Source organism: Streptomyces camelliae, from assembly GCF_027625935.1.
Taxonomy (GTDB): Bacteria; Actinomycetota; Actinomycetes; order Streptomycetales; family Streptomycetaceae; genus Streptomyces; species Streptomyces camelliae.
Window position 1 is genome coordinate 8,286,079 of the sequence record NZ_CP115300.1, and the last position, 19,139, is coordinate 8,305,217.

Below are 19,139 nucleotides of genomic sequence, written 5' to 3' on the forward strand. Positions count from 1 at the left end.
CGGTTCCGGCGGGTCCCTCCCCGGTTCCAGGAGCCCGCTCCCGCGTTCTAGGAGGCCCGCTCCAGGGCCTGCTCGGCCGCCGCGCGCACCGGACCCCGGTGGACCGGCCCGTGCCCCGGCAGCAGGGTGTCGCCCGCCAGCTCGCCGATCAGCTTCAGAGAGGCGATCGCCTGGGTGCGGTCGTGGTGGAAGAAGTCGGTCAGCAGCTGCGGCCCCTTGACCTGCGAGATCGCGTGCCCGGTGACCAGCGCGTCGCCGGAGATCACGATCCCCGCGCCGGGCAGGTGGTAGACGCAGTGGCCGTCGGTGTGGCCCGGGGTGTGCACGGGAACCGGGCGGCCGGGCAGGTCCAGCGGGCCCTCGGCCGGGAACGGCTCGGGGGCGGTGACGGGGTGCTGCTCGGTGCCGCCGACCCGGATCGTGTGCACCGCCCAGGGCAGCACACCCGGCCGCCAGATGTTGCGCACCACGTCGCCGATGGTGGCCTGCTGCAGGAACTCCCGGCGCGCGTGCGGGACTTCGACGGGATGCAGATGGACGGGGGTGCCGTGGGCGGCGCGCAGATACTCGGCCGAGCCCAGGTGGTCGTTGTGCGCGTGGGTGATCAGCACGGCGGCGACCGCCTCCGGTGCACTGCCCACCGCCGCGAGGGACTCCAGGACCCCCTGCCGGTCGCCGGGGTAGCCGGTGTCCACGAGGGTGACGGCGTCCCCGTCCTTGAGGATCACCCAGTTGACGTTGTTGCCGTGCACCAGATATGTGCCGTCGGCGACTTGCTGTACTTCTGCCCGCATGCTCATCCCGCCCCGGTGGCCGCTGATCGTCTCGGGACAGCCAACCAGATGGGGCACCGTGCGGTACAAGCGGTTGCGGGACACGTCACAGCACGCCCCTGGGCCGGAACTGCACGCTGATGCGCGGTCCCGTGGCCCGCGCGGTCTTCGGTACGCAGTGCTCCCACGTACGCTGGCAGGAGCCGCCCATCACGATCAGGTCGCCGTGCCCGAGCGGGCGCCGCACGGTCGCACCGCCTCCGCCGGCGGGCCGCAGCAGCAGATCCCGGGGTGCGCCGACGGAGAGGATCGCGACCATCGTGTCCTCGCGGGCGCCCCGCCCGATCCGGTCCCCGTGCCAGGCCACGCTGTCCCGGCCGTCCCGGTAGAAGCACAGCCCGGCGGTCGCGAACGGTTCGCCCAGTTCCTCGGCATAGTGCCGGGACAGGGCCTCGCGCGCCTCGGCCAGTACCGGATGGGGGAGGGGGTCCTCGGCCGCGTAGAAGGCCAGCAGGCGCGGTACGGCCACCACGTTGTCGTACATCTTCCGGCGCTCGGCCCGCCACGGCACGTCCGCCGCCAGCTGCTCGAACAGGGCGTCGGCGCCGCTGAGCCAGCCCGGCAGCACATCGATCCAGGCACCGGCGGACAGTCCGGTCCGGCGCAGCCCATCGAGCGGGCCGAGCCGCAGCTCGTCGGTCTGGTCGAACAGGGAGCCCTGGAGGTGCGTGGACATGGGCCCAGCGTACTCCTTAATCGAAAATGCGTTCCCATGTTTTCTTGTCGCGGGAAGGCATCCTCGGGCTCTTTCGATACATCGATGTATCGGATACATTCGCGTATCGAACGGAGGGCGGAGGAGCCGGTACCGATGAACGACACACCCAAGCGCGTCACCCGGCGCCGGGTCGCCACGCGCGCCCGGCTGCTCGACGCCGCGTTCGAGGTGTTCGCCGCGAAAGGCTTCGGGCGGGTCTCCATCGAGGAGATCTGCGAGGCGGCCGGCTACAGCCGCGGCGCCTTCTACTCGAACTTCGCCACCCTCGACGAGCTGTTCTTCGCGCTCTACCAGGAGCGCGCCGACCTCATCGCCGCCCAGGTCGCCGACGCCCTCGCCCAGGACGGACCCGACCTCGACGTGCCGGCCTCCGTGGACCGGGTCACCGAGGTGCTGCTGCTCGACGTGGACTGGCTGCTGGTCAAGACCGACTTCCTGGTGCACGCGGCCCGGGATCCGGCCGTCGCCCGGGCCCTCCTCGACCATCGCGCCCGGCTCCGCGAGGCCGTCGCCGACCGGCTCTTCCGGGCTCGTGGCCACACCGAACTGCCCGCCGTGCTCGGCGACGTGGACGGCGCCGCGCACGCCGTGGTCGCCGCGTACGACGGGGTCACCACCCAGCTGCTGCTCGACAAGGACGTCGAGGCCGCGCGGACCTGGCTGAAGCAGCTGCTCACCGCGCTGCTGACCGACGGCAGCCGCACCCCCGTATGAGCACCCTCCGAGCACCCTCAGGAAGGACACATTCGCCATGGACGCGGACGTCATCGTCGTCGGAGCGGGCCTCGCCGGCCTGGTCGCGGCGCACGAACTCACCAGCCGGGGCCGCCGGGTGGCCCTGGTCGACCAGGAGAACGCCGCCAACCTCGGCGGCCAGGCGTTCTGGTCCTTCGGCGGGCTCTTCCTCGTCGACTCCCCCGAGCAGCGCCGCCTCGGCATCAAGGACTCCTTCGACCTCGCCTGGAACGACTGGCAGGGCAGCGCGCGGTTCGACCGGCTGGACGACGAGGACGCCTGGGCGGTGCGCTGGGCCCGCGCCTACGTCGAGTTCGCGGCCGGCGAGAAGCGCTCCTGGCTCCAGGGCCACGGCATCGAGCTGCTGCCGACCGTCGGCTGGGCCGAACGCGGCGACCTGAGGGCGAACGGGCATGGCAACTCCGTCCCCCGTTTCCACATCGCCTGGGGCACCGGCACCGGTGTGGTCGAGCCCTTCGTCAAGTACGCCCGCCAGGCCGCCCGGGACGGGCTGCTCACCTTCCACCACCGCCACCAGGTGGACGAGCTGGTCATCGAGGACGGCACGGCCCGCGGGGTGCGCGGCACCGTGCTCGCCGAGGACAGCTCGCCGCGCGGGGTGGCCTCCAGCCGCGACCGCGCCGGCGACTTCGAACTCACCGCCCAGGCGGTCGTCGTCACCACCGGCGGCATCGGCGCCAACCACGACATCGTCCGCCGCCACTGGCCCGAGCGGCTCGGCACCCCGCCCACCGAAATGGTCACCGGCGTCCCCGCCTACGTCGACGGCCGCATGCTCGACATCAGCGCCGGGGCGGGCGTCCGCCTGGTCAACCGGGACCGCATGTGGCACTACACCGAGGGCCTGCAGAACTGGGACCCGATCTGGCCCGGCCACGGCATCCGCATCCTGCCCGGCCCGTCCTCCATCTGGCTGGACGCCCTCGGCCGCCGGCTGCCCGACCCCTGCCTGCCGGGCTACGACACCCTGGGCACCCTCAAGCACCTGCGCACCACCGAGGACATCGCCGGGTACGACCACTCCTGGTTCATCCTCACCCGGAAGATCATCGAGAAGGAGTTCGCGCTCTCCGGCTCCGAGCAGAACCCCGACATCACCGCCAAGGACCGGGGCGCCGTGCTCAAGGACCGGCTGCTCGGCAAGGGCGCGCCCGGACCGGTGCAGGCCTTCCTCGACAAGGGCGCGGACTTCGTCACCGCCGGCACGCTGGAGCGGCTGGTCGAGAAGATGAACGGCCTCACCGAGAAGCCTCTTCTCGACGCGGCGGAGGTGCGCCGCCAGATCGAGGCCCGCGACCTGCAGATCGCCAACCCCTACAGCAAGGACTCCCAGGTCCAGGGCATCCGCAACGCCCGCCGCTACATCGGGGACCGGCTCGGCCGCGTCGCCGCACCGCACCGCATCCTGGACCCGGCCGCCGGCCCGCTCATCGGTGTGCGGATGCACGTGCTGACCCGCAAGACCCTCGGCGGCATCCAGACCGACCTCGACTCCCGCGCCCTGGCCGCCGACGGCACCCCGATCGAGGGGCTGTACGCGGCGGGCGAGGTGGCCGGCTTCGGCGGCGGCGGGGTGCACGGCTACAACGCGCTGGAGGGCACGTTCCTCGGCGGCTGCCTGTTCTCCGGCCGGGCCGCGGGCCAGCACGCGGCCCGGCAGACCGGCTGACGCAAGCCCCTCAGCAGGTCCGGCACCACCTGCGCGTGGCTCTGCTCCGGCGTCCTGGACGCCGTCGGCAGGGCCACGCACCTGCGGCGGGCCGCCCAGCACAGGCCGTCGACGAGCTCGGCGGCCTCGGGAGCGTCCGGCTCCGCCTCGTAGCGGCTGCGGAACTCCTCGTACCCGGTCGACCAGCACCCGCAGGCGTCGTCGGGTTCGGGCTCGCCGTGGATCCGGCGCGCACGTACGCTCACTTCGGCCCCTCTCGGGTCGCGGACGGCGCCGTGAGCCTGACCCCGGTGCGCTCGGCCGCCGGACGCGACGCGGCGTAACGTGACCTGAAGGAGCGGATCACCAGGACCGGGCCGCGCCCTACGCTGGGCGGCCAGACGATCACCGGCCACTCCCCGAGGAGCGCATGTGACGCCATTCCGCAGACAGCCCGCCCGGCGCCGTACCACTGTCCTGCGCCGCCGCGCGGTCCTCGCCACCGTCCCCGTCGCCCTCGCGGCCCTCATCGGCGCCACCGCGCCCACGGCACCCGGCACCGCCGGCGCGCCCGGCGCGGGCGACCCCTACTTCCCGCTCAGCGGCAACGGCGGCTACCACGTCCGGCACTACGACCTGACGCTGCGCTACGACACCACGACCCGGAACCTCCGAGGCACAGCGGTCCTCAGCGCCCGCGCCACCCAGCGGCTGAGCCGCTTCGACCTCGACCTCACGGGCCTGACCGTCACCGGCGTCACCGTCGACCGCACCCCGGCCACGTTCCGCCGCGACGGCCAGGAACTCGTCGTCACCCCGCCCCGCACCCTGCCCGCCGGAGGCGCGTTCCAGGTCGCCGTCACCTACCAGGGCACGCCGGCGCCGGTCACCGACCCCGACGGCTCCCAGGACGGCTGGATCCCCACCGACGACGGCGCGTTCGTGGCGGGCGAGCCGCAGGGCGCGATGAGCTGGTTCCCGGGCAACGCACACCCCAAGGACAAGTCGTCGTACGACTTCACGCTCACCGTCCCGCAGGGGCGCACGGCCGTCGCCAACGGCGAACTGCTCTCCGAGCACACCACGCACGGGCAGACGACGTTCCACTGGCGCGAGACCCGCCCCATGGCCGCCTATCTGGCCACCGCGACCATCGGCACCTTCCGGGTCGAGCGCTCCACCACCCCCGACGGCATCCAGATCTACAACGCCGTCGACCCGCGTGAGGCGTCCGCCGCCGCGCCGGTGCTGAAGCAGCTGCCGGCCGTCCTCGCCTGGGAGAGCAAGCTGTTCGGGCCGTACCCGTACCGCTCCGCCGGCGCGATCGTCGACCACGCCCCGGACATCGGCTACGCGCTGGAGACCCAGACCCGGCCGGTGTACGACTCCGCGCCCGACCTGACCACCCTCGTCCACGAGAGCGCACACCAGTGGTTCGGCGACTCGGTCTCGCTGACGTCCTGGAAGGACGTCTGGCTCAACGAGGGCTTCGCCACCTACGCCGAGTGGCTGTACAGCGAACAGCACGGCGGCGACAGCGCCCAGAAGACCTTCGACGCCCTCTACGCCTCCCCGGCGAGCGACGCGCTGTGGGCCTACCCGCCGGCCGATCCGGGCAGCGGCAAGAACATCTTCGGCACGCCCGTCTACTCGCGCGGCGCCATGGCCTTGCACGAACTGCGCAGGGCGGTCGGGGACCGGGACTTCTTCCGGATCCTGCGCGCCTGGGCGACCGGCCACCGCGACGGCCACGGTACGACCGCACAGTTCACGGACCTGGCCGAGCGGCTGTCCGGAAAGCGGCTGGACGGGCTGTTCCACACCTGGCTGTTCAGCAAAGGCAAGCCGAACAAGGCCTGAATCCTCACCGGTTCCAAACAAGTGTCGGCCAAGGTCGGCACCATGATCCAGCGCAGAACCGCCGTCGCGTTCCCCGCCGCCCCGCTGCTGCCCACCGGCTGCGGCGGCGGAGCCGACCGGCAGGCCGCCTAGGATCCGCACTCGTGTGCGCACATGTGCTGGTCGCCGAGGACGACGAGAAACAGGCCGAGCTGATCCGCCGCACCCTGCTGGCCGAGGGACACACCGCGACGGTGGTGCACGATGGCGCCGCCGCGCTGGACGCCGCCCGCCGGCTGCGGCCCGACCTCGTCGTCCTGGACCTGATGCTCCCGGTCGTCGACGGCTTCGGCGTGTGCCGGATGCTGCGCGGTGGCGAGGACCCGGAGATCCCGGTCGTCATGCTCACCGCCCGCTCCGCCGAGGACGACGTGCTGCTCGGCCTCGAACTGGGCGCCGACGACTACATGACCAAGCCGTACAGCCCGCGCGAGCTGATGGCCCGCATCCGCACGGTGCTCCGGCGCAGCGGACGTGGCACCGGATCCCGGGACGGCGACCTCGTCGTCCGGGCCGCCGGGATCAGCGTCGACCCCGAGCGGCACGAGGTGCGCTGCGACGGTGTGCCGGTGGAGTGCACGCCCGCCGAGTTCCAGATCCTGCTGGCCATGGCGGGCGAGCCGGACCGGGTGTTCACCCGGCGGCAACTGCTGCACTGCACCCGCGGCTTCGACCGGGCCTCCACCGAACGGGCCGTCGACGTCCACATCATGAACCTCCGCCGCAAGATCGAGCCCGACCCCCGTCACCCGGTCCGCCTGACGACGGTCTTCGGCGTCGGCTACAAGCTGACCGGCACACGGCCGTGAGACACCGGGAGCCGGGGGCGGGGCAGGGGACGCCGGTGACGCGTGGGCTGTCCCGGCCGGGGCGGGAAGCGGGCGTGAAGCGTCGGATCCCGCTCCGCAAACGGCTGCTCGTCCGGCTGCTGTTCGTCTCCGCCCTGATTGCCGTCTGCTCGGTGGCCGCCACCGCCTGGCTGGCGGTCACGACGACGACCAGCGCCCTGAAGGAGGAGCAGGGCCAGGATCTCGCGGCCGACAACAGCATCCTGGCCCAGCTCAGCGGGTACGCCGCCACCCACGCCGACTGGTCCGGGGTCCGGCGCACCGTGCGGGAGCTGGCCGTGAAGACCGGCCGCCGGATCGCGCTCACCACCGCCGACCGCACCCCGGTCGCCGACTCCGCGCCCCGTGGCACCCCGCTGCCGCCCCGGCCCGCCGCCACCGTCGACCCGCTGCGCACCGACACCTACAGCGAGACCGGTGCCCAGCTCAGCGGCATCGACCCGCGCGTGGTCGGCCCTTACCGGCTCCCGGCGGCGGAACAGGCGAAGCTGGACGCGCTGGCCGCCGCGCGCAAGCGGTGCTACGAGCGCTTCGGTCTCCAGGCCACCGTGGTCCGCACGGCGAGCGGGCGGCCCGTCGTCTCCGGCTCGGACGGCACCGACCCCGCCGGCTACGGCGTCACGGCGTGCGAGGACGGACAGCTGAACACGCCCACCCCGACCGAGCACAGGGCTCTGGACGCGCTCACCGACCTCGCCCGCCCCTGTCTGAAACAGGCCGGGCTGGACCTCGAAGGCCCGCTGTTCCTCACCTACGACCCCAGCGGCAAGGACCCCTTCGGCGGCGGCTACCTCGTCGCCAAGTACGCCAAGGCGGGCAAGGCGGCGACGGCACGCGCGGCCCAGCGGTGCGTCCTGACCGCCCGGCGCACCCAACTGGAGCCCTACGTCGCCCCGGTGGCGGACCTGTTCCTCGGCATCGGCGACCAGAGCCCGTCCCGCTTCGACATGTCGGCGGCCAACAAGGCCAAGGTGATCGGCGCGGCCGGACTCGTCCTCGCCGTCACCGTCGCCGTGACCGCCGTCGTCGCGATCCGGCTGGTACGGCCCCTGCGCGCGCTGACCGAGGCCGCGGGAGCACCGCCCGAGCTGCACATACGGGTGCCGGTGACCACCCGGGACGAGACCGGCATCCTCGCGGAGGCCTTCAACGACCTGACCGAGCGCCGCGAACGTCTGGAGGCCCAGCGCAGGGCGATGGTCAGCGACATCGCCCACGAGCTGCGCAGCCCGCTCACCAACATCCGCGGCTGGCTGGAGGTCGTCCGAGACGGAGTCGTGGAACCCGAACCGGCTCTGCTGGACTCCCTGCACGAGGAGGCGCTCGTCCTCCAGCGGATCATCGACGACCTCCAGGACCTCGCCGCGGCCGACGCCGGCACCCTGCGGCTGCACCGCGAACCGCTGTGTGCTGCCGACCTGTTCGACCAGGTGGCCGCCGCCCACCGCGTCGCCGCCGACGCCGCCGGGGTCGCCCTGCGCACCGCGGCCGATCCCGCCGCCTGGCTGGAAGCCGACCCGGTGCGGATGCGGCAGGCGCTCGGCAACCTGGTCTCCAACGCGCTGCGGCACACCCCGGCCGACGGAGCGGTCACGCTGGCCGCCCGCCGTGACGGCACCGATGTCGTGGTCACCGTCACCGACACCGGGGCGGGCATCGCGGCCGAGGATCTGCCGCATGTCTTCGAGCGGTTCTGGCGTGCCGAGAAGTCCCGCAGCCGCCGCACCGGCGGCAGCGGGCTGGGCCTGCCCATCGTGCGCCATCTGGTCGCCGCCCACGGTGGCACCGTGACGGCCGCCAGCGAGCCGGGCGGGGGCGCGGCCTTCACCCTGCGACTGCCCGGCACCGAACCGCCCGGCGACGACCCGATCGGCACCGGCCTGCCCGGCACCGGCCTGCCTGGCGACGACCCGTCCGGCGACACCCCGGTCGGCACCGAGCCGCCCGGCACCGACGTGCCCGGCGACGCCCTGCCCGCCACCGAGCCCCCCGGCGACACCCCGGTCGGCACCGAGCCCTGACGGCCGTGGGCGTGGGGTCAGCGCAGACGTGGCCGGGAAGGGGCCCGGCGCCGCAGCGCCCGGCGCTCCGTCTCGGTCGTACCGCCCCAGATGCCCGTGCCCTGACCGGTCGCCAGCGCCCAGTCCAGGCACGGCTCCCGGGCGGGGCAGTGCCCGCACACCGCCTTGGCCCGCTCGGTCTGCACCAGGGCGGGACCGGTGGTGCCGACGGGGAAGAACAGGTCGGGGTCCACGTGACGGCAGACGGCGTGGTCGCGCCAGTTGTCCATCGAAGTCTCCTGGATCGTCTCCTGGATGGGATCGAAGTCGTCCGTGCCGGTCGAAAGCTGTTCTGAGGATTCGGCTGACCGCTCGACGCGATGTGAAACAGCGCGATCGGCGGGAATCGCGCGACGGCCGCGATCCGGACACGGGCGCGGCTACGGGCCCGCGGGGGCGCCGTACGCGCTCAACAGGCCGGACCACGGGGCGAACGGGCCCTGGGGGGAAGCCCGGTGAACGGGCCTGGGCCGAGGGACACCCGTGCCCGACCGGGCACCGGGAGCGCGGAGTCGGGGGCGACGGGCGGGTGGGCCGCCGTCCACCGCGCCACCGTCCGGACACCGTACTGCGCCGGCGGCCGCCCGGGCACCGGTCGGACGGAAGGATTCCGGTGTCCGGACGCGTCAGCCGCGCAGCGCCTGAGCCGCCGTCGCCGTCACCGCGTCGGCCAGGGCGGCCAGCGCGGGGGAGTCGAGCCTCCACTGCTGCCAGTACAGGGTGACGTCCACCCACGTCCTCGGGGCGAGCACCTTCAGCCGGCCCTCCGCCAGCAGCGGCCCCGCCTGGGACTCGGGGACCATGCCCCAGCCGAGGCCCGCGGCGACCGCGGCGACGAACCCCTCCGAGGTGGGCACGTAGTGGCGCAGGGGGCTCGCGGCCCCGCGGCCCAGCCGGCGTACGAAGGCGTCCTGGAAGTCGTCCTTGCGGTCGAAGACCACCACCGGGGCCGCGGGCAGCAGCTCCGGCAGCGGACCGGCCAGCTGCCGCTCGGCGAACTCCGGTGCGGCGACCGGCAGATAGCGCATCCGGCCGAGCGGGCGGACCGTGCAGCCCGGCACGGGGTCGGGCAACGTGGTCACCGCCGCCATCACCAGCCCCTCGCGCAGCAGCGCCGCCGTGTGGGACTCGTCCTCCCGGTGCAGTTCGAAGCAGAGCCCCGGCACCCGGGTCAGCGCCGGCAGGAACCAGGTCGCCAGCGAGTCCGCGTTCACCGCGACCGACACCCGGGTCGGCTCCCCGGCGCCGCTCAGCCCCAGCTCGCCCCGCGCGTCCCGCTCCAGCCGGGCCAGTTGCCGGGCGAACCGCACCAGCACCGCCCCGGAATCCGTGGGCCGCACCGGCTTGGTGCGCTGGAGCAGGACCCGGCCCGTGCGCTGCTCCAGCGCCTTGACCCGCTGACTGACCGCGGACGGGGTCACATGCAGGGCCGCCGCGGCGGCGTCGAAGGTGCCCTCGTCCACCACGGCGAGCAGCGTCCGCACCTGGTCCAACGGAAGCTCTGTCATCATGAAGGCTAAGGATACGTAAGAATCTTTAGCTGTACTTGTGTACAGTCTGTCTCCTAGCGTCGACGGCATGAACCACGCACTGACCGCCGCGATCGCCGGATTCGGCAGCGGACTCTCCCTGATCGTCGCCATCGGCGCCCAGAACGCCTTCGTCCTGCGCCAGGGGGTGCGCCGGGACGCCGTGCTCGCCGTGGTCGGCATCTGCGCGCTCTCCGACGCGGTGCTCATCGCGCTGGGCGTCGGCGGGGTCGGGGCGGTCGTGGTGGCCTGGCCGGGCGCGGTCCGCGCGGTCGGGATCATCGGCGGCGCCTTCCTGCTCTGCTACGGCGCCCTCGCCGCCCGCCGGGTGCTGAGGCCCGGTACGGCCGGACTGAGCACCGAGGGGGAGGCGGCCGGTTCCCGGCGCCGGGCCGTGCTCACCTGCCTGGCGCTGACCTGGCTCAACCCGCACGTCTATCTGGACACGGTGTTCCTGCTCGGCTCCCTCGCCGCCGACCGCGGGGCGCTGCGCTGGACCTTCGGGATCGGCGCCGCGCTCGCCAGCCTGTGCTGGTTCACCACGCTCGGCTTCGGCGCCCGGCTGCTCGGCCGCTTCCTGGCCCGGCCCGCCGCCTGGCGGGTGCTGGACGGCCTGGTCGCCGTCACCATGCTGGTCCTCGGCGTCATGCTCATGGCCGGATCCTGAGACAAACCGTTCGGCACACACGGGACTTCCTGAGATAGTCAGCCTCTCGAACGGAAAAGATGTAGCGAACAACCAGGACATCCGTGGACACGAGCGAGCGCAGCAGCACCGAACCCGGCTCCGCGACGGACCAGGAGGCGACGCCTCCGCCCCGGCGTGGCTGGCGCCGCTGGGCGATGGACACCCGCCCCCTGCGCATCCCCGCCTACCGGCGCCTGTGGACGTCGACCATTGTCACGGCCGTGGGCAGCCAGCTCACCGCCGTCGCCGTACCCAAGCAGATCTACGACATCACGCACTCCTCGGCCTGGGTCGGCTACGCGAGCCTGGCCGGACTCGTGCCCATGGTGGCGTTCGCGCTGTGGGGCGGGGCGGTCGCCGACACCGTGGACCGGCGCAAGCTGCTGCTGGTCACCAACAGCGGCATCGCGGTGACCTCGCTGCTGTTCTGGGCGCAGGCGGTCACCGATCTCGGCTCGGTCGCCGTCCTGATGGTGCTGCTCGCGCTCCAGCAGGCCTTCTTCGGCCTCAACTCCCCGGCCCGCAACGCCTCCATCGCCCGGCTGGTGCCCGCCGGGGAACTGCCCGCCGCGAACGCCCTCGGCTCCACGGTCACCCAGACCGGACTGGTCGCGGGTCCCCTGCTCGCCGGTGCGCTCATCCCGGTCATCGGGCTGCCGGAGCTGTATCTCATCGACGCCCTCGCGCTCTGCGTCACCGTCTGGGCCGTCCACCGGCTGCCCGCGCTGCCGCCGCTCGGCGACAGCGCCGCCCGCCGGGCCGGGATACGCGCGATAGCCGAGGGCTTCCGCTACATCTCCCGGCACCAGGTGCTGCTGCTGTCCTTCCTCGCCGACATCGTCGCCATGGTCCTCGGCATGCCCCGCGCCCTGTTCCCGCAGCTGGCCGCGCAGACCTACCACTCCTACGGCGAGGGGCTCGCGCTCGGCGTGCTGTTCGCCGGGATCCCGGTCGGCGCGGTGCTCGGCGGACTGTTCTCCGGGGTGTTCTCGCGGGCCCGCCGGCACGGCTGGATGGTGATCGGGGCGGTGGCCGGCTGGGGCGTGGCCGTCGCCGCGTCCGGGCTGAGCGCGAACCTCTGGGTGGCCATGGCCTTCCTCGCCCTGGCCGGGGTCGCCGACATGGTCTCGATGGTGTTCCGCGGCGCGATCCTGCTGTCCGCCGCGACCGACGAGATGCGCGGCCGGATGCAGGGCGTGTTCACGGTCGTCGTCGCCGGCGGACCGCGGCTGGCCGACGTGCTGCACGGCACCGCCGGTTCCGTCTTCGGCCCCCGGGCGGCCGTGGCGGGCGGCGGCGCCCTGGTCGTCGTGGTGATGCTGGCCCTCGCCGCCGCGGTGCCGGCGTTGCGCCGCTACCGGATCTGAGGTCCGGCTCAGAGAGGACCGGTGCGCCGCCGCATCGCGTACTGGTCCATCAGCTTGCCGCGGGTCGCCTCCAGGCGGCCCGCGAGGACCTCGGCCACCGTCCGCACCAGCGACAGCCCGAGCAGCGGATCCTCCACGCACAGCGCGAGCACCGCGGGCCCGTCGAACTGGTAGGCCCGTACGTCGGTGAAGGCCACCGCGCCGAAGTCCCACTCGTACGGCGGGAACAGCCAGGACCAGCCGAGCAGGTCGCCCGCGCCGAGCGTGGCGACCGTCACCCGCTGCCGGGAGGTGACGTGGTGGTCCAGATGGACAGCGCCGGAGCGGATCACCCAGAACCGGTCGGCGGTGCCGCCGGCCTCGAAGATACGGGTGTCCTCCGGGAAGGAGACCTCCTGGGCCAGCTCCATCAGGCGCTCGCGCTGCTGCTGGGGCAGGGCGGTGAGCAGTTTGATCGCTTTGGTCATGGCACGGGGCTCCTCGCCGGCGGCGGTTCCGGGTGATGTCCGTAAGCCCATTTCAGCCGCTGCCGCCGTACGGGGCACCTCGAAGGAGGGGCATGTCCGCGCCGGATCACCTGTCCGGTGGCGCGCGGGCACTGAAAAGCCCTGGCTGGACGGGGGAGGCCAGCCAGGGCAGCTTGTGGTGACGCTCAGCGGGAGGGAAGGACGGTTCCGGTCCGCTCCGGCATCACGTATGTATGAACGATAAACCATTCGATATGCCGGAGCATCATCAGGAGCGGGTCACGTGACCTGTTTCACCCTCCCGCCCGAGCCCGAGCCCGAGCCCGCGTCGGCGCCCGGCCTGGGCACGCCCAGCGGCCGGGCCAGACCCGAGACCGCCTCGTCCAGGCGCTGGAGATGGCGCAGCACCCGGTCGGTCACCCGGCCGTAGCGCGGGGTGCGCAGGGTGCCCGGCTCCAGCATCGAGGCGATGCTCGGACCGGTCTCGATGGCGGCCGCGGAGCGCGGGTCGGCGACATGGGCCGCGATCGCCTCGATGTTGCGCAGCATGCGCGCGCACGCCCCGCTCAGCCGGGGATCCGCGGCGATCGACGGGTGCGTCGGCAGCAGCTCGGCCGTGGCCGCGAGGGAACGCGCGTGATAGGCGCAGGTCTCCAGCAGCGCCACGACGTACCGGGCGGTGTCCCGGCGTGAGCGCAGCGGGGTGATCGGATGCGTCAGCGGGTCGATGGCCGCGCGCAGATCGGCCAGTGCCTGGTCCAGCTCGCGCGCCTGCTCCACCAGGTCGGCGCCCGCCCCGCCGCTCAGCTGGTCGACGGCGGCCCGGGCGACCCCGGCCAGCCGGTCCAGCACCTCGACGAGCAGCTCGTTGGTCCGGCGGTCGGTGTGGATCGGCAGCACCACCGCCGCCGCGATCACCCCGCAGGCCGCGCCGAGCGCCGTCTCCTCCACCCGCAGCACCAGCACCGACAGGCTGTAGGTGTTCAGCAGCGTGTACAGCAGCCCCAGCGCCGCCGTCACGAAGAACGACATCAGCGTGTACGACAGGGGCGCCGTGTAGAACATCGCGAAGACGAACACCAGCACCAGCGCGAACGCCGTCCATGTGTGGTGCCCGACCAGCCCGGCGAGCCCGATGCCGGCCACCACGCCGAGCACCGTGCCCAGCAGCCGGCGGTAGCCCTTGACCAGGATCTCCCCGGTGGAGGCGGTGTTGATGAACACGATCCAGCAGGTCAGCACCGCCCAGTACCAGCGGTGGCTGGACAGCAGCTCGCCGCCCGCGATGGCCAGCGAGGAGCCGACGGCCACCTGGACCGCGGCCCGTGTGGTGGGCCGCCCGAGCCCGGTCGGCTCCGCCTTCTCGGCCTCGCGCTCCTCGCCCGCCCCGATCGCGGCGTCCTCCGCGTCCAGCTCCTCCCGCGAGCGGGTGGTCGCCGGGCTGTCGTCCGACTCGTCCTGCGCCCCGTCCAGAGCGACCCGCAGACCGAGCGCGGCCCGCGCGGCCTCGCCGAGACCGCGGAAGACGTCCTGCACGGCCGGGGAGGCCTTCGGCAGGTTGTCCTCCTCGCGGTAGCCGAGCAGCCGGTTGCGCAGATGGGCGAGCGCGGTGCCCCGGGCCTCGCCGACCGGCCGCAGCATCAGCAGCCGCAGCGCCTGAAGGTCCCTTCGCAGCGCCGCCGTCGCCTCGTCCCGCACCGGCAGCGAGCCGCCGGAGGGCAGGTGGGCGCCGGGCAGATGCAGGGTGAGGGTGTCGGTCCGCTCGGCGCTGCGCGCGGTGAGCAGCAGCAGGCCGAGCCGCTCGGAGGCGATCTCGGCGTCGGCGATCCGGCGCTGCAGCAGCCGCGCCACCGCCGGGTCGGAGGTGCCGTCTTCCAGCCGCCCCTGGATCATCAGCGCCGTCTCGTGCAGCCGGGCGGTGGCGGCGCGCAGTTCCTCCAGCACCTTGTCGACCGCGTCCGGCCCGGCGTCCAGCAACTCGGCCTGTACGGCGATCAGCTGGGCGAGCCGGGCGCGGAAGGCCCGCCGCAGCCGGTCCAGGGTGCCCGCCGGGGTCTGCGGCAGCAGCACGAACCGCGCGAGGGCGCTGCACGCGAACGCCACGCAGATGACCCCGTACAGCGCGGGCAGCACGGCGGTGGTCGCGTGGACGAACAGCGACAGGAAGTAGATCTGGAAGCCGATCAGCCCCAGCGCCGTACCGCGGTCACCGAAGCGCCGGCCGTAGACCGCGGCGAAGATGAGCACGACGAAGAACAGGTCGCCGACGACGACCCGTTGGTTCAGCAGCGCGCCCAGCGACACCGAGGCCAGCGCCACCGGCAGGCCGAGCGCGAGCGTGACCGCCTGCTGGGCGCGCGACTTCTCCCGGATGGCGAAGGTCGACACCATCGCCGCCATGGCACCGGCGACCAGATGCGGCACCGGCACCCGCAGGGCGGCCAGGACGGCGAGGGTGAGGGCGATCGCGGTGACCGTGCGCAACCCCGCGGTCAGCCGCAGCAGCCCGGGATCGGACGCCGCGAGCCGGTCCCGCATCCGTACCCGCCCCGACCGTCCCGCTGCCCTCACGCCGCCGCGCTCTCTCCCGTGCCAGAAATCGATCTCCGTCCCAGCATCGCACGTCGTGATCGGAGGAACGCCACCCGGTGGGGACCGGTCAGGAACTCTCGCCCGCCCCGCCCTCCACCCGGGCCCGCAGCTCCTCCGGGGTCAGATACGCGTCCGTGTGCTCGAACTCCTTCAGCCGGCCGGACCTGTGGGCCTGGAAGCCGGTGCGGACGAAGTCGTCGCCGCCGACGGCGTTCAGCAGCCAGTTGGTCATCACCCTGGTCTTGGCCACGTTGGTGCGCAGCGCCGACCAGTGGTAGCCGCGGGCGACGGCCTGGGCGGGCACCCCGCGCAGCTCGACGCCCAGCGGCTTGGACACCGCGTCCTTGCCGCCGAGGTCCACGACGAGTCCCAGGTCCCTGTGCACGTACGGCGTCAGGGTCTCGCCGCGCAGGGTCGCGATGACGTTCTCGGCGACCTTCTTGCCCTGCCGCATGGCGTGCTGCGCGGTGGGCGGGCAGACCGCGCCCGACTCGTCCTTGGCGAGGTCGGGCACGGCGGCCGCGTCCCCGAGGGCGAACACCCCGTCGTGCCCGGGCACGGTCATCTCCGCGGTGACCGCCAGCCGGCCGCGCACCGTCTCCGCGCCGAGCGTGCCGATCAGCGGGCTGGCGACCACACCGGCCGTCCAGATCAGCGTGTGCGTCGGCACCACCCGGCCGTCGGTGAACGTGACCTCCTCGGCGCCGGCCTTCTCGATCGACACCCCGAGCGAGACGTCGATACCGCGCCGGCGCAGGATCTCCTGCGCGCTGCGCCCGAGCTTCTCGCCGAGCTCCGGCATCAGACGCGGCGCGATGTCGATGAGATGCCACTTGATCAGGCCGGGGTCGATGCGCGGATAGCGCTGTACGGCGGCGTGGGTGAGCCGTTGGAGACAGGCGGCGGTCTCGGTGCCGGCGTATCCGCCGCCCACCACCACGAACTGCAGTCGCGCGGCCCGCTCGACCGGGTCGTCGCAGGCGTCGGCGAGGTCCAGCTGGGTGATGACGTGGTCGCGGATGTAGGCGGCCTCGGCGAGGGTCTTCATCCCGAAGGCGTGCTCGGTCAGCCCCGGGATGTCGAAGGTGCGGGTCACGCTGCCCGGGGTGAGCACGATGTAGTCGTACGGCTCGTCGACGACCGTGTCGTTGATGGTGCGTACGACGCACACCTTGGCCTTCAGGTCCACGCCGATCGCGGCGCCCGGCAGGATCCGGGTGCGGTACTTCTTGCTGCGGCGCAGGCTGAGGGCGACCGACTGCGGGGTGAGCACACCCGAGGCGACCTGGGGCAGCAGTGGCAGATAGAGCTGGTAGGAGAACGGCGTCACCAGGGTGACGTCGGCCTCGTCGGGGGCGAGCTTCCGCTCCAGGCGGCGGACGCACTCGACTCCGGCGAAGCCTGCGCCAACCACCAGGATCCTGGGTCGTGTCACGGTGTTCATCCCTTTCTGCGGCACCAGGCGGTCCGACTCGACGCCGTTCGCGTGCCCTGGATCGCTGCACACACCCTTCGATCCCACCGTGACCCGAGCCGTTCCGCCAGCTGGGGTGCGGCAGGCAGACGAACGCGTGGGCTCCAGCATGCCCCTACATCGGGGCGAGTAACCGGTTTTTCACACAGATACTCGTCGCACACATGCCGATCCGGTCCGACCGTGTCCGCTCAGCGGAACGGGCGCCTCCGCTCAGCGGAAGACGTCGTCGGGCTCGTCCCAGTCCGCCGGCTCCGGCACCCCCCGACCGGCCCGCGAGCGCGCCTGGTACATCGCGTCGATCTCGGCGGCGTAATGGCGCACGATCGCGTCCCGGCGCAGCTTCATCGACGGAGTGAGCAGGCCGGCCGTCGCGGCGAACGGCTCCGGCAGGACGCGGTGGACCCGGATGGACTCCGCGCGGGAGACGGCGCTGTTCGCGGAGGCCACGGCACGGGCGATCTCCTCCCGCAGCGCGTTCTCCTCACGGCTCTCCCGGCCGGGGCCCTCGCGTGGCAGCGCCAGCGCGCCCCGCCAGTGCGCGAGGAACTCCGGGTCCAGCGTGATCAGCGCGCCGACACAGGGCCGGTCGTCACCGAGCACGACGGCCTGGTGGACCAGCGGGTGCATCCGCAGCCGCTGCTCCAGCAGGGCCGGGGCCACGCTCTTGCCGCCGCTCGTGACGATGACGTCCTTCTTGCGCCCGGTGATCGTCAGATAGCCCTCGGAGTCCAGCCGCCCGATGTCCCCGGTGGCCAGCCAGCCGCCGCGCAGCACGGCCCGGGTCGCCGCCTCGTCGCCGACGTACCCCTGGAACACCGACGGGCCGCGCACCAGGATCTCCCCGTCGTCGGCCACCTGCACCTCCGTGCCGGGCAGCGGCCGGCCCACGGTCCCGGACTTCGCCCGGCCGAGCGGCTGCATGGTGATGCCGCCGGAGGCCTCGGTGAGCCCGTAGCCGTCGTTGACGACGATCCCCATGCCCTCGTAGAACAGGGTCAGTTCACGGCTGAGCGAGGAGCCGCCGGAGGTGCCGCGCACCACCCGGCCACCGAGCGCCGCGCGCAGCCTGCGGTACACCGTCCGCTCGAACAGGGCGTGCTGCAGCCGCAGTTCGAGCCCGGGACCCGGCCCGGTGCCCAGCCGCCGGCGCTCCTCGGCCGCGGCGAAGTCCCGCGCGGTCTGCGCGGCCCGCTCGAACAGAGTGCCCCGGCCCGCCTGTCCGGCCGCGCGCAGGAAGTTCTTGTACAGCTTCTCGAACACCGACGGCACGCCGTACAGATACGTCGGCCGGAACGTGCCGAGCGCCGACGCCAGCGCGGTCTCGGACAGCTCCGGCTCGTGCGCCATCAGCACCCCGCCACGGACACACGTGAGCATGATCATGATGCCGTACACATGCGAGAACGGCAGGAAGGCCAGCACCGACGGCTGTTCGCCCGGCGGCGCGGCCGTGTGCAACCAGCCGGCCAGCACGGTGTCACAGGGGTAGGCCAGGCCGCGGTGGCTCAGCGCGCAGCCCTGGGGACGGCCCGAGGTGCCCGAGGTGTAGACGACGGCCGCGGTGGCGTCCGGCAGCACGATCCGGCGCAGCGACTCCACGGTGGTGTACGGCACCGTCGCGCCCCGCTGGACGAGGTCGGGCAGCGCCCCCGCGTCCAGCTGCCACACATGGCGCAGCCGGGGCAGGCGGGTGCACACCGTGCCGACGGTCATGACGCCCTGCTCGTCCTCCACGACCACGGCCACACAGCCGGCGTCCCGCAGGATCCACTCGACCTGCTCGCGCGAGGAGGACGGATGGACCGGCACCACCTCCGCACCCACGGCCCACAGCGCATGGGCGAAGACGGTCCACTCGTAGCGGGTGCGGGCCATCACGGCCACCCGGTTCCCGGGCGAGATCCCGGCCGCGACCAGTCCCTTGGCCAGGTCGACCACCTCGTCCCGCAGCTCGATCGCGGTCACCTCCTGCCACACGGTGGCCGCGGGGTCCGCGCGGTGGGCGAGGAGCGGCAGCGCGGGGCTGCGCTCCGCGGTGTCGAAGACGCTGTCGGCGAGGCCCCCGGTGAGCGGTGGGGCAACGGCGGGAGCGAGGGCGACGTCGCGCATGCGCTGCTCCTGGAGGTACGGAGGGTCACACCGCCGATCGGCTCTGTGGTCGGCAGTGCTCGAATGTAGCCGAGGCGAGCGCGTTCGGTGCATCGAACGGGGAAGTTGTGATCGGTTGATGACCTGGCCGTGTCCGTTCCTGGCGAGG

The 19,139-nt window shown here is 73.1% G+C and carries 16 protein-coding genes; 7 read left to right on the forward strand and 9 right to left on the reverse strand.

What is annotated here, in order from left to right; genetic code table 11:
- Positions 1–47: 47 nt before the first annotated feature.
- Both O1G22_RS38020 and O1G22_RS38025 read right to left on the reverse strand, forming a co-directional pair.
- Complete coding sequence (locus O1G22_RS38020) at positions 48–794, reverse strand: MBL fold metallo-hydrolase (protein ID WP_270085465.1); 747 nt, start codon at positions 792–794, stop codon at positions 48–50.
- 85 nt (positions 795–879) lie between these two features.
- Complete coding sequence (locus tag O1G22_RS38025; RefSeq protein ID WP_270085466.1) at positions 880–1,509, reverse strand: alpha-ketoglutarate-dependent dioxygenase AlkB; 630 nt, start codon at positions 1,507–1,509, stop codon at positions 880–882.
- Positions 1,510–1,644: 135 nt separating this feature from the next.
- On the opposite strand from O1G22_RS38025, the gene O1G22_RS38030 reads away from it, so the two are divergent.
- Together O1G22_RS38030 and O1G22_RS38035 are read left to right on the forward strand one after the other, a co-directional pair.
- Positions 1,645–2,265: a TetR/AcrR family transcriptional regulator gene (locus tag O1G22_RS38030; RefSeq protein WP_225096092.1), complete on the forward strand. Its 621-nt coding sequence runs from the start codon at positions 1,645–1,647 to the stop codon at positions 2,263–2,265.
- A 37-nt stretch (positions 2,266–2,302) separates the two neighbouring features.
- Entirely contained in the window at positions 2,303–3,976 is a 1,674-nt protein-coding gene (locus O1G22_RS38035; protein WP_270085467.1) for an FAD-binding dehydrogenase, read from the forward strand.
- Here the strand turns inward: O1G22_RS38035 and O1G22_RS38040 are convergent.
- The gene (locus O1G22_RS38040; protein WP_333492441.1) at positions 3,889–4,221 is read right to left on the reverse strand and encodes a DUF488 family protein; all 333 of its coding nucleotides are present in this window, start codon (positions 4,219–4,221) and stop codon (positions 3,889–3,891) included. The two genes, O1G22_RS38035 and O1G22_RS38040, sit on opposite strands and share 88 nt — an antisense overlap.
- 166 nt (positions 4,222–4,387) lie before the next feature.
- Between O1G22_RS38040 and O1G22_RS38045 the strand changes: the two genes are divergently transcribed.
- The 3 genes from O1G22_RS38045 (at position 4,388) to O1G22_RS38055 (ending at position 8,723) form a co-directional block, all read left to right on the forward strand.
- The gene (locus O1G22_RS38045) at positions 4,388–5,815 is read left to right on the forward strand and encodes a M1 family metallopeptidase (protein WP_270085468.1); all 1,428 of its coding nucleotides are present in this window, start codon (positions 4,388–4,390) and stop codon (positions 5,813–5,815) included.
- Between the two features lie 143 nt (positions 5,816–5,958).
- A complete protein-coding gene (locus O1G22_RS38050; RefSeq protein WP_270085469.1) occupies positions 5,959–6,663 on the forward strand; it encodes a response regulator transcription factor in 705 nt (234 codons plus the stop codon).
- Between the two features lie 74 nt (positions 6,664–6,737).
- A complete protein-coding gene (locus O1G22_RS38055) occupies positions 6,738–8,723 on the forward strand; it encodes a sensor histidine kinase (protein ID WP_270085470.1) in 1,986 nt (661 codons plus the stop codon).
- Positions 8,724–8,740: 17 nt separating this feature from the next.
- On the opposite strand, the gene O1G22_RS38060 is transcribed toward O1G22_RS38055, so the two are convergent.
- Together O1G22_RS38060 and O1G22_RS38065 are read right to left on the reverse strand one after the other, a co-directional pair.
- A complete protein-coding gene (locus O1G22_RS38060; RefSeq protein ID WP_270085471.1) occupies positions 8,741–8,992 on the reverse strand; it encodes a WhiB family transcriptional regulator in 252 nt (83 codons plus the stop codon).
- A gap of 396 nt (positions 8,993–9,388) precedes the next feature.
- Positions 9,389–10,273 (reverse strand): LysR family transcriptional regulator ArgP, encoded by an 885-nt coding sequence (locus O1G22_RS38065; RefSeq protein ID WP_270085472.1) that lies wholly within the window; start codon positions 10,271–10,273, stop codon positions 9,389–9,391.
- 67 nt (positions 10,274–10,340) lie between these two features.
- Here O1G22_RS38065 and O1G22_RS38070 point away from each other — a divergent pair, with 67 nt between their 5' ends.
- Both O1G22_RS38070 and O1G22_RS38075 read left to right on the forward strand, forming a co-directional pair.
- Positions 10,341–10,958 carry a LysE/ArgO family amino acid transporter gene (locus tag O1G22_RS38070; protein WP_270085473.1) on the forward strand — a complete coding sequence of 206 codons (618 nt, stop codon included), beginning with the start codon at positions 10,341–10,343 and terminating at the stop codon, positions 10,956–10,958.
- Between the two features lie 83 nt (positions 10,959–11,041).
- Positions 11,042–12,346, forward strand: coding sequence for an MFS transporter (locus O1G22_RS38075; RefSeq protein WP_270085474.1), 1,305 nt, complete (start codon positions 11,042–11,044; stop codon positions 12,344–12,346).
- A gap of 8 nt (positions 12,347–12,354) precedes the next feature.
- Here O1G22_RS38075 and O1G22_RS38080 read toward each other — a convergent pair whose 3' ends face one another.
- From O1G22_RS38080 to O1G22_RS38095, 4 genes are all read right to left on the reverse strand, one after another.
- A complete protein-coding gene (locus O1G22_RS38080; protein ID WP_270085475.1) occupies positions 12,355–12,813 on the reverse strand; it encodes a cyclic nucleotide-binding domain-containing protein in 459 nt (152 codons plus the stop codon).
- Positions 12,814–13,092: 279 nt separating this feature from the next.
- Complete coding sequence (locus tag O1G22_RS38085; RefSeq protein WP_270086647.1) at positions 13,093–15,351, reverse strand: FUSC family protein; 2,259 nt, start codon at positions 15,349–15,351, stop codon at positions 13,093–13,095.
- Positions 15,352–15,472: 121 nt separating this feature from the next.
- On the reverse strand, positions 15,473–16,849 hold the full coding sequence (locus O1G22_RS38090) for an NAD(P)/FAD-dependent oxidoreductase (protein WP_270085476.1): 1,377 nt from the start codon (positions 16,847–16,849) through the stop codon (positions 15,473–15,475).
- A 243-nt stretch (positions 16,850–17,092) separates the two neighbouring features.
- On the reverse strand, positions 17,093–18,991 hold the full coding sequence (locus tag O1G22_RS38095; protein ID WP_270085477.1) for an AMP-dependent synthetase/ligase: 1,899 nt from the start codon (positions 18,989–18,991) through the stop codon (positions 17,093–17,095).
- Between the last annotated feature and the right edge of the window lie 148 nt (positions 18,992–19,139).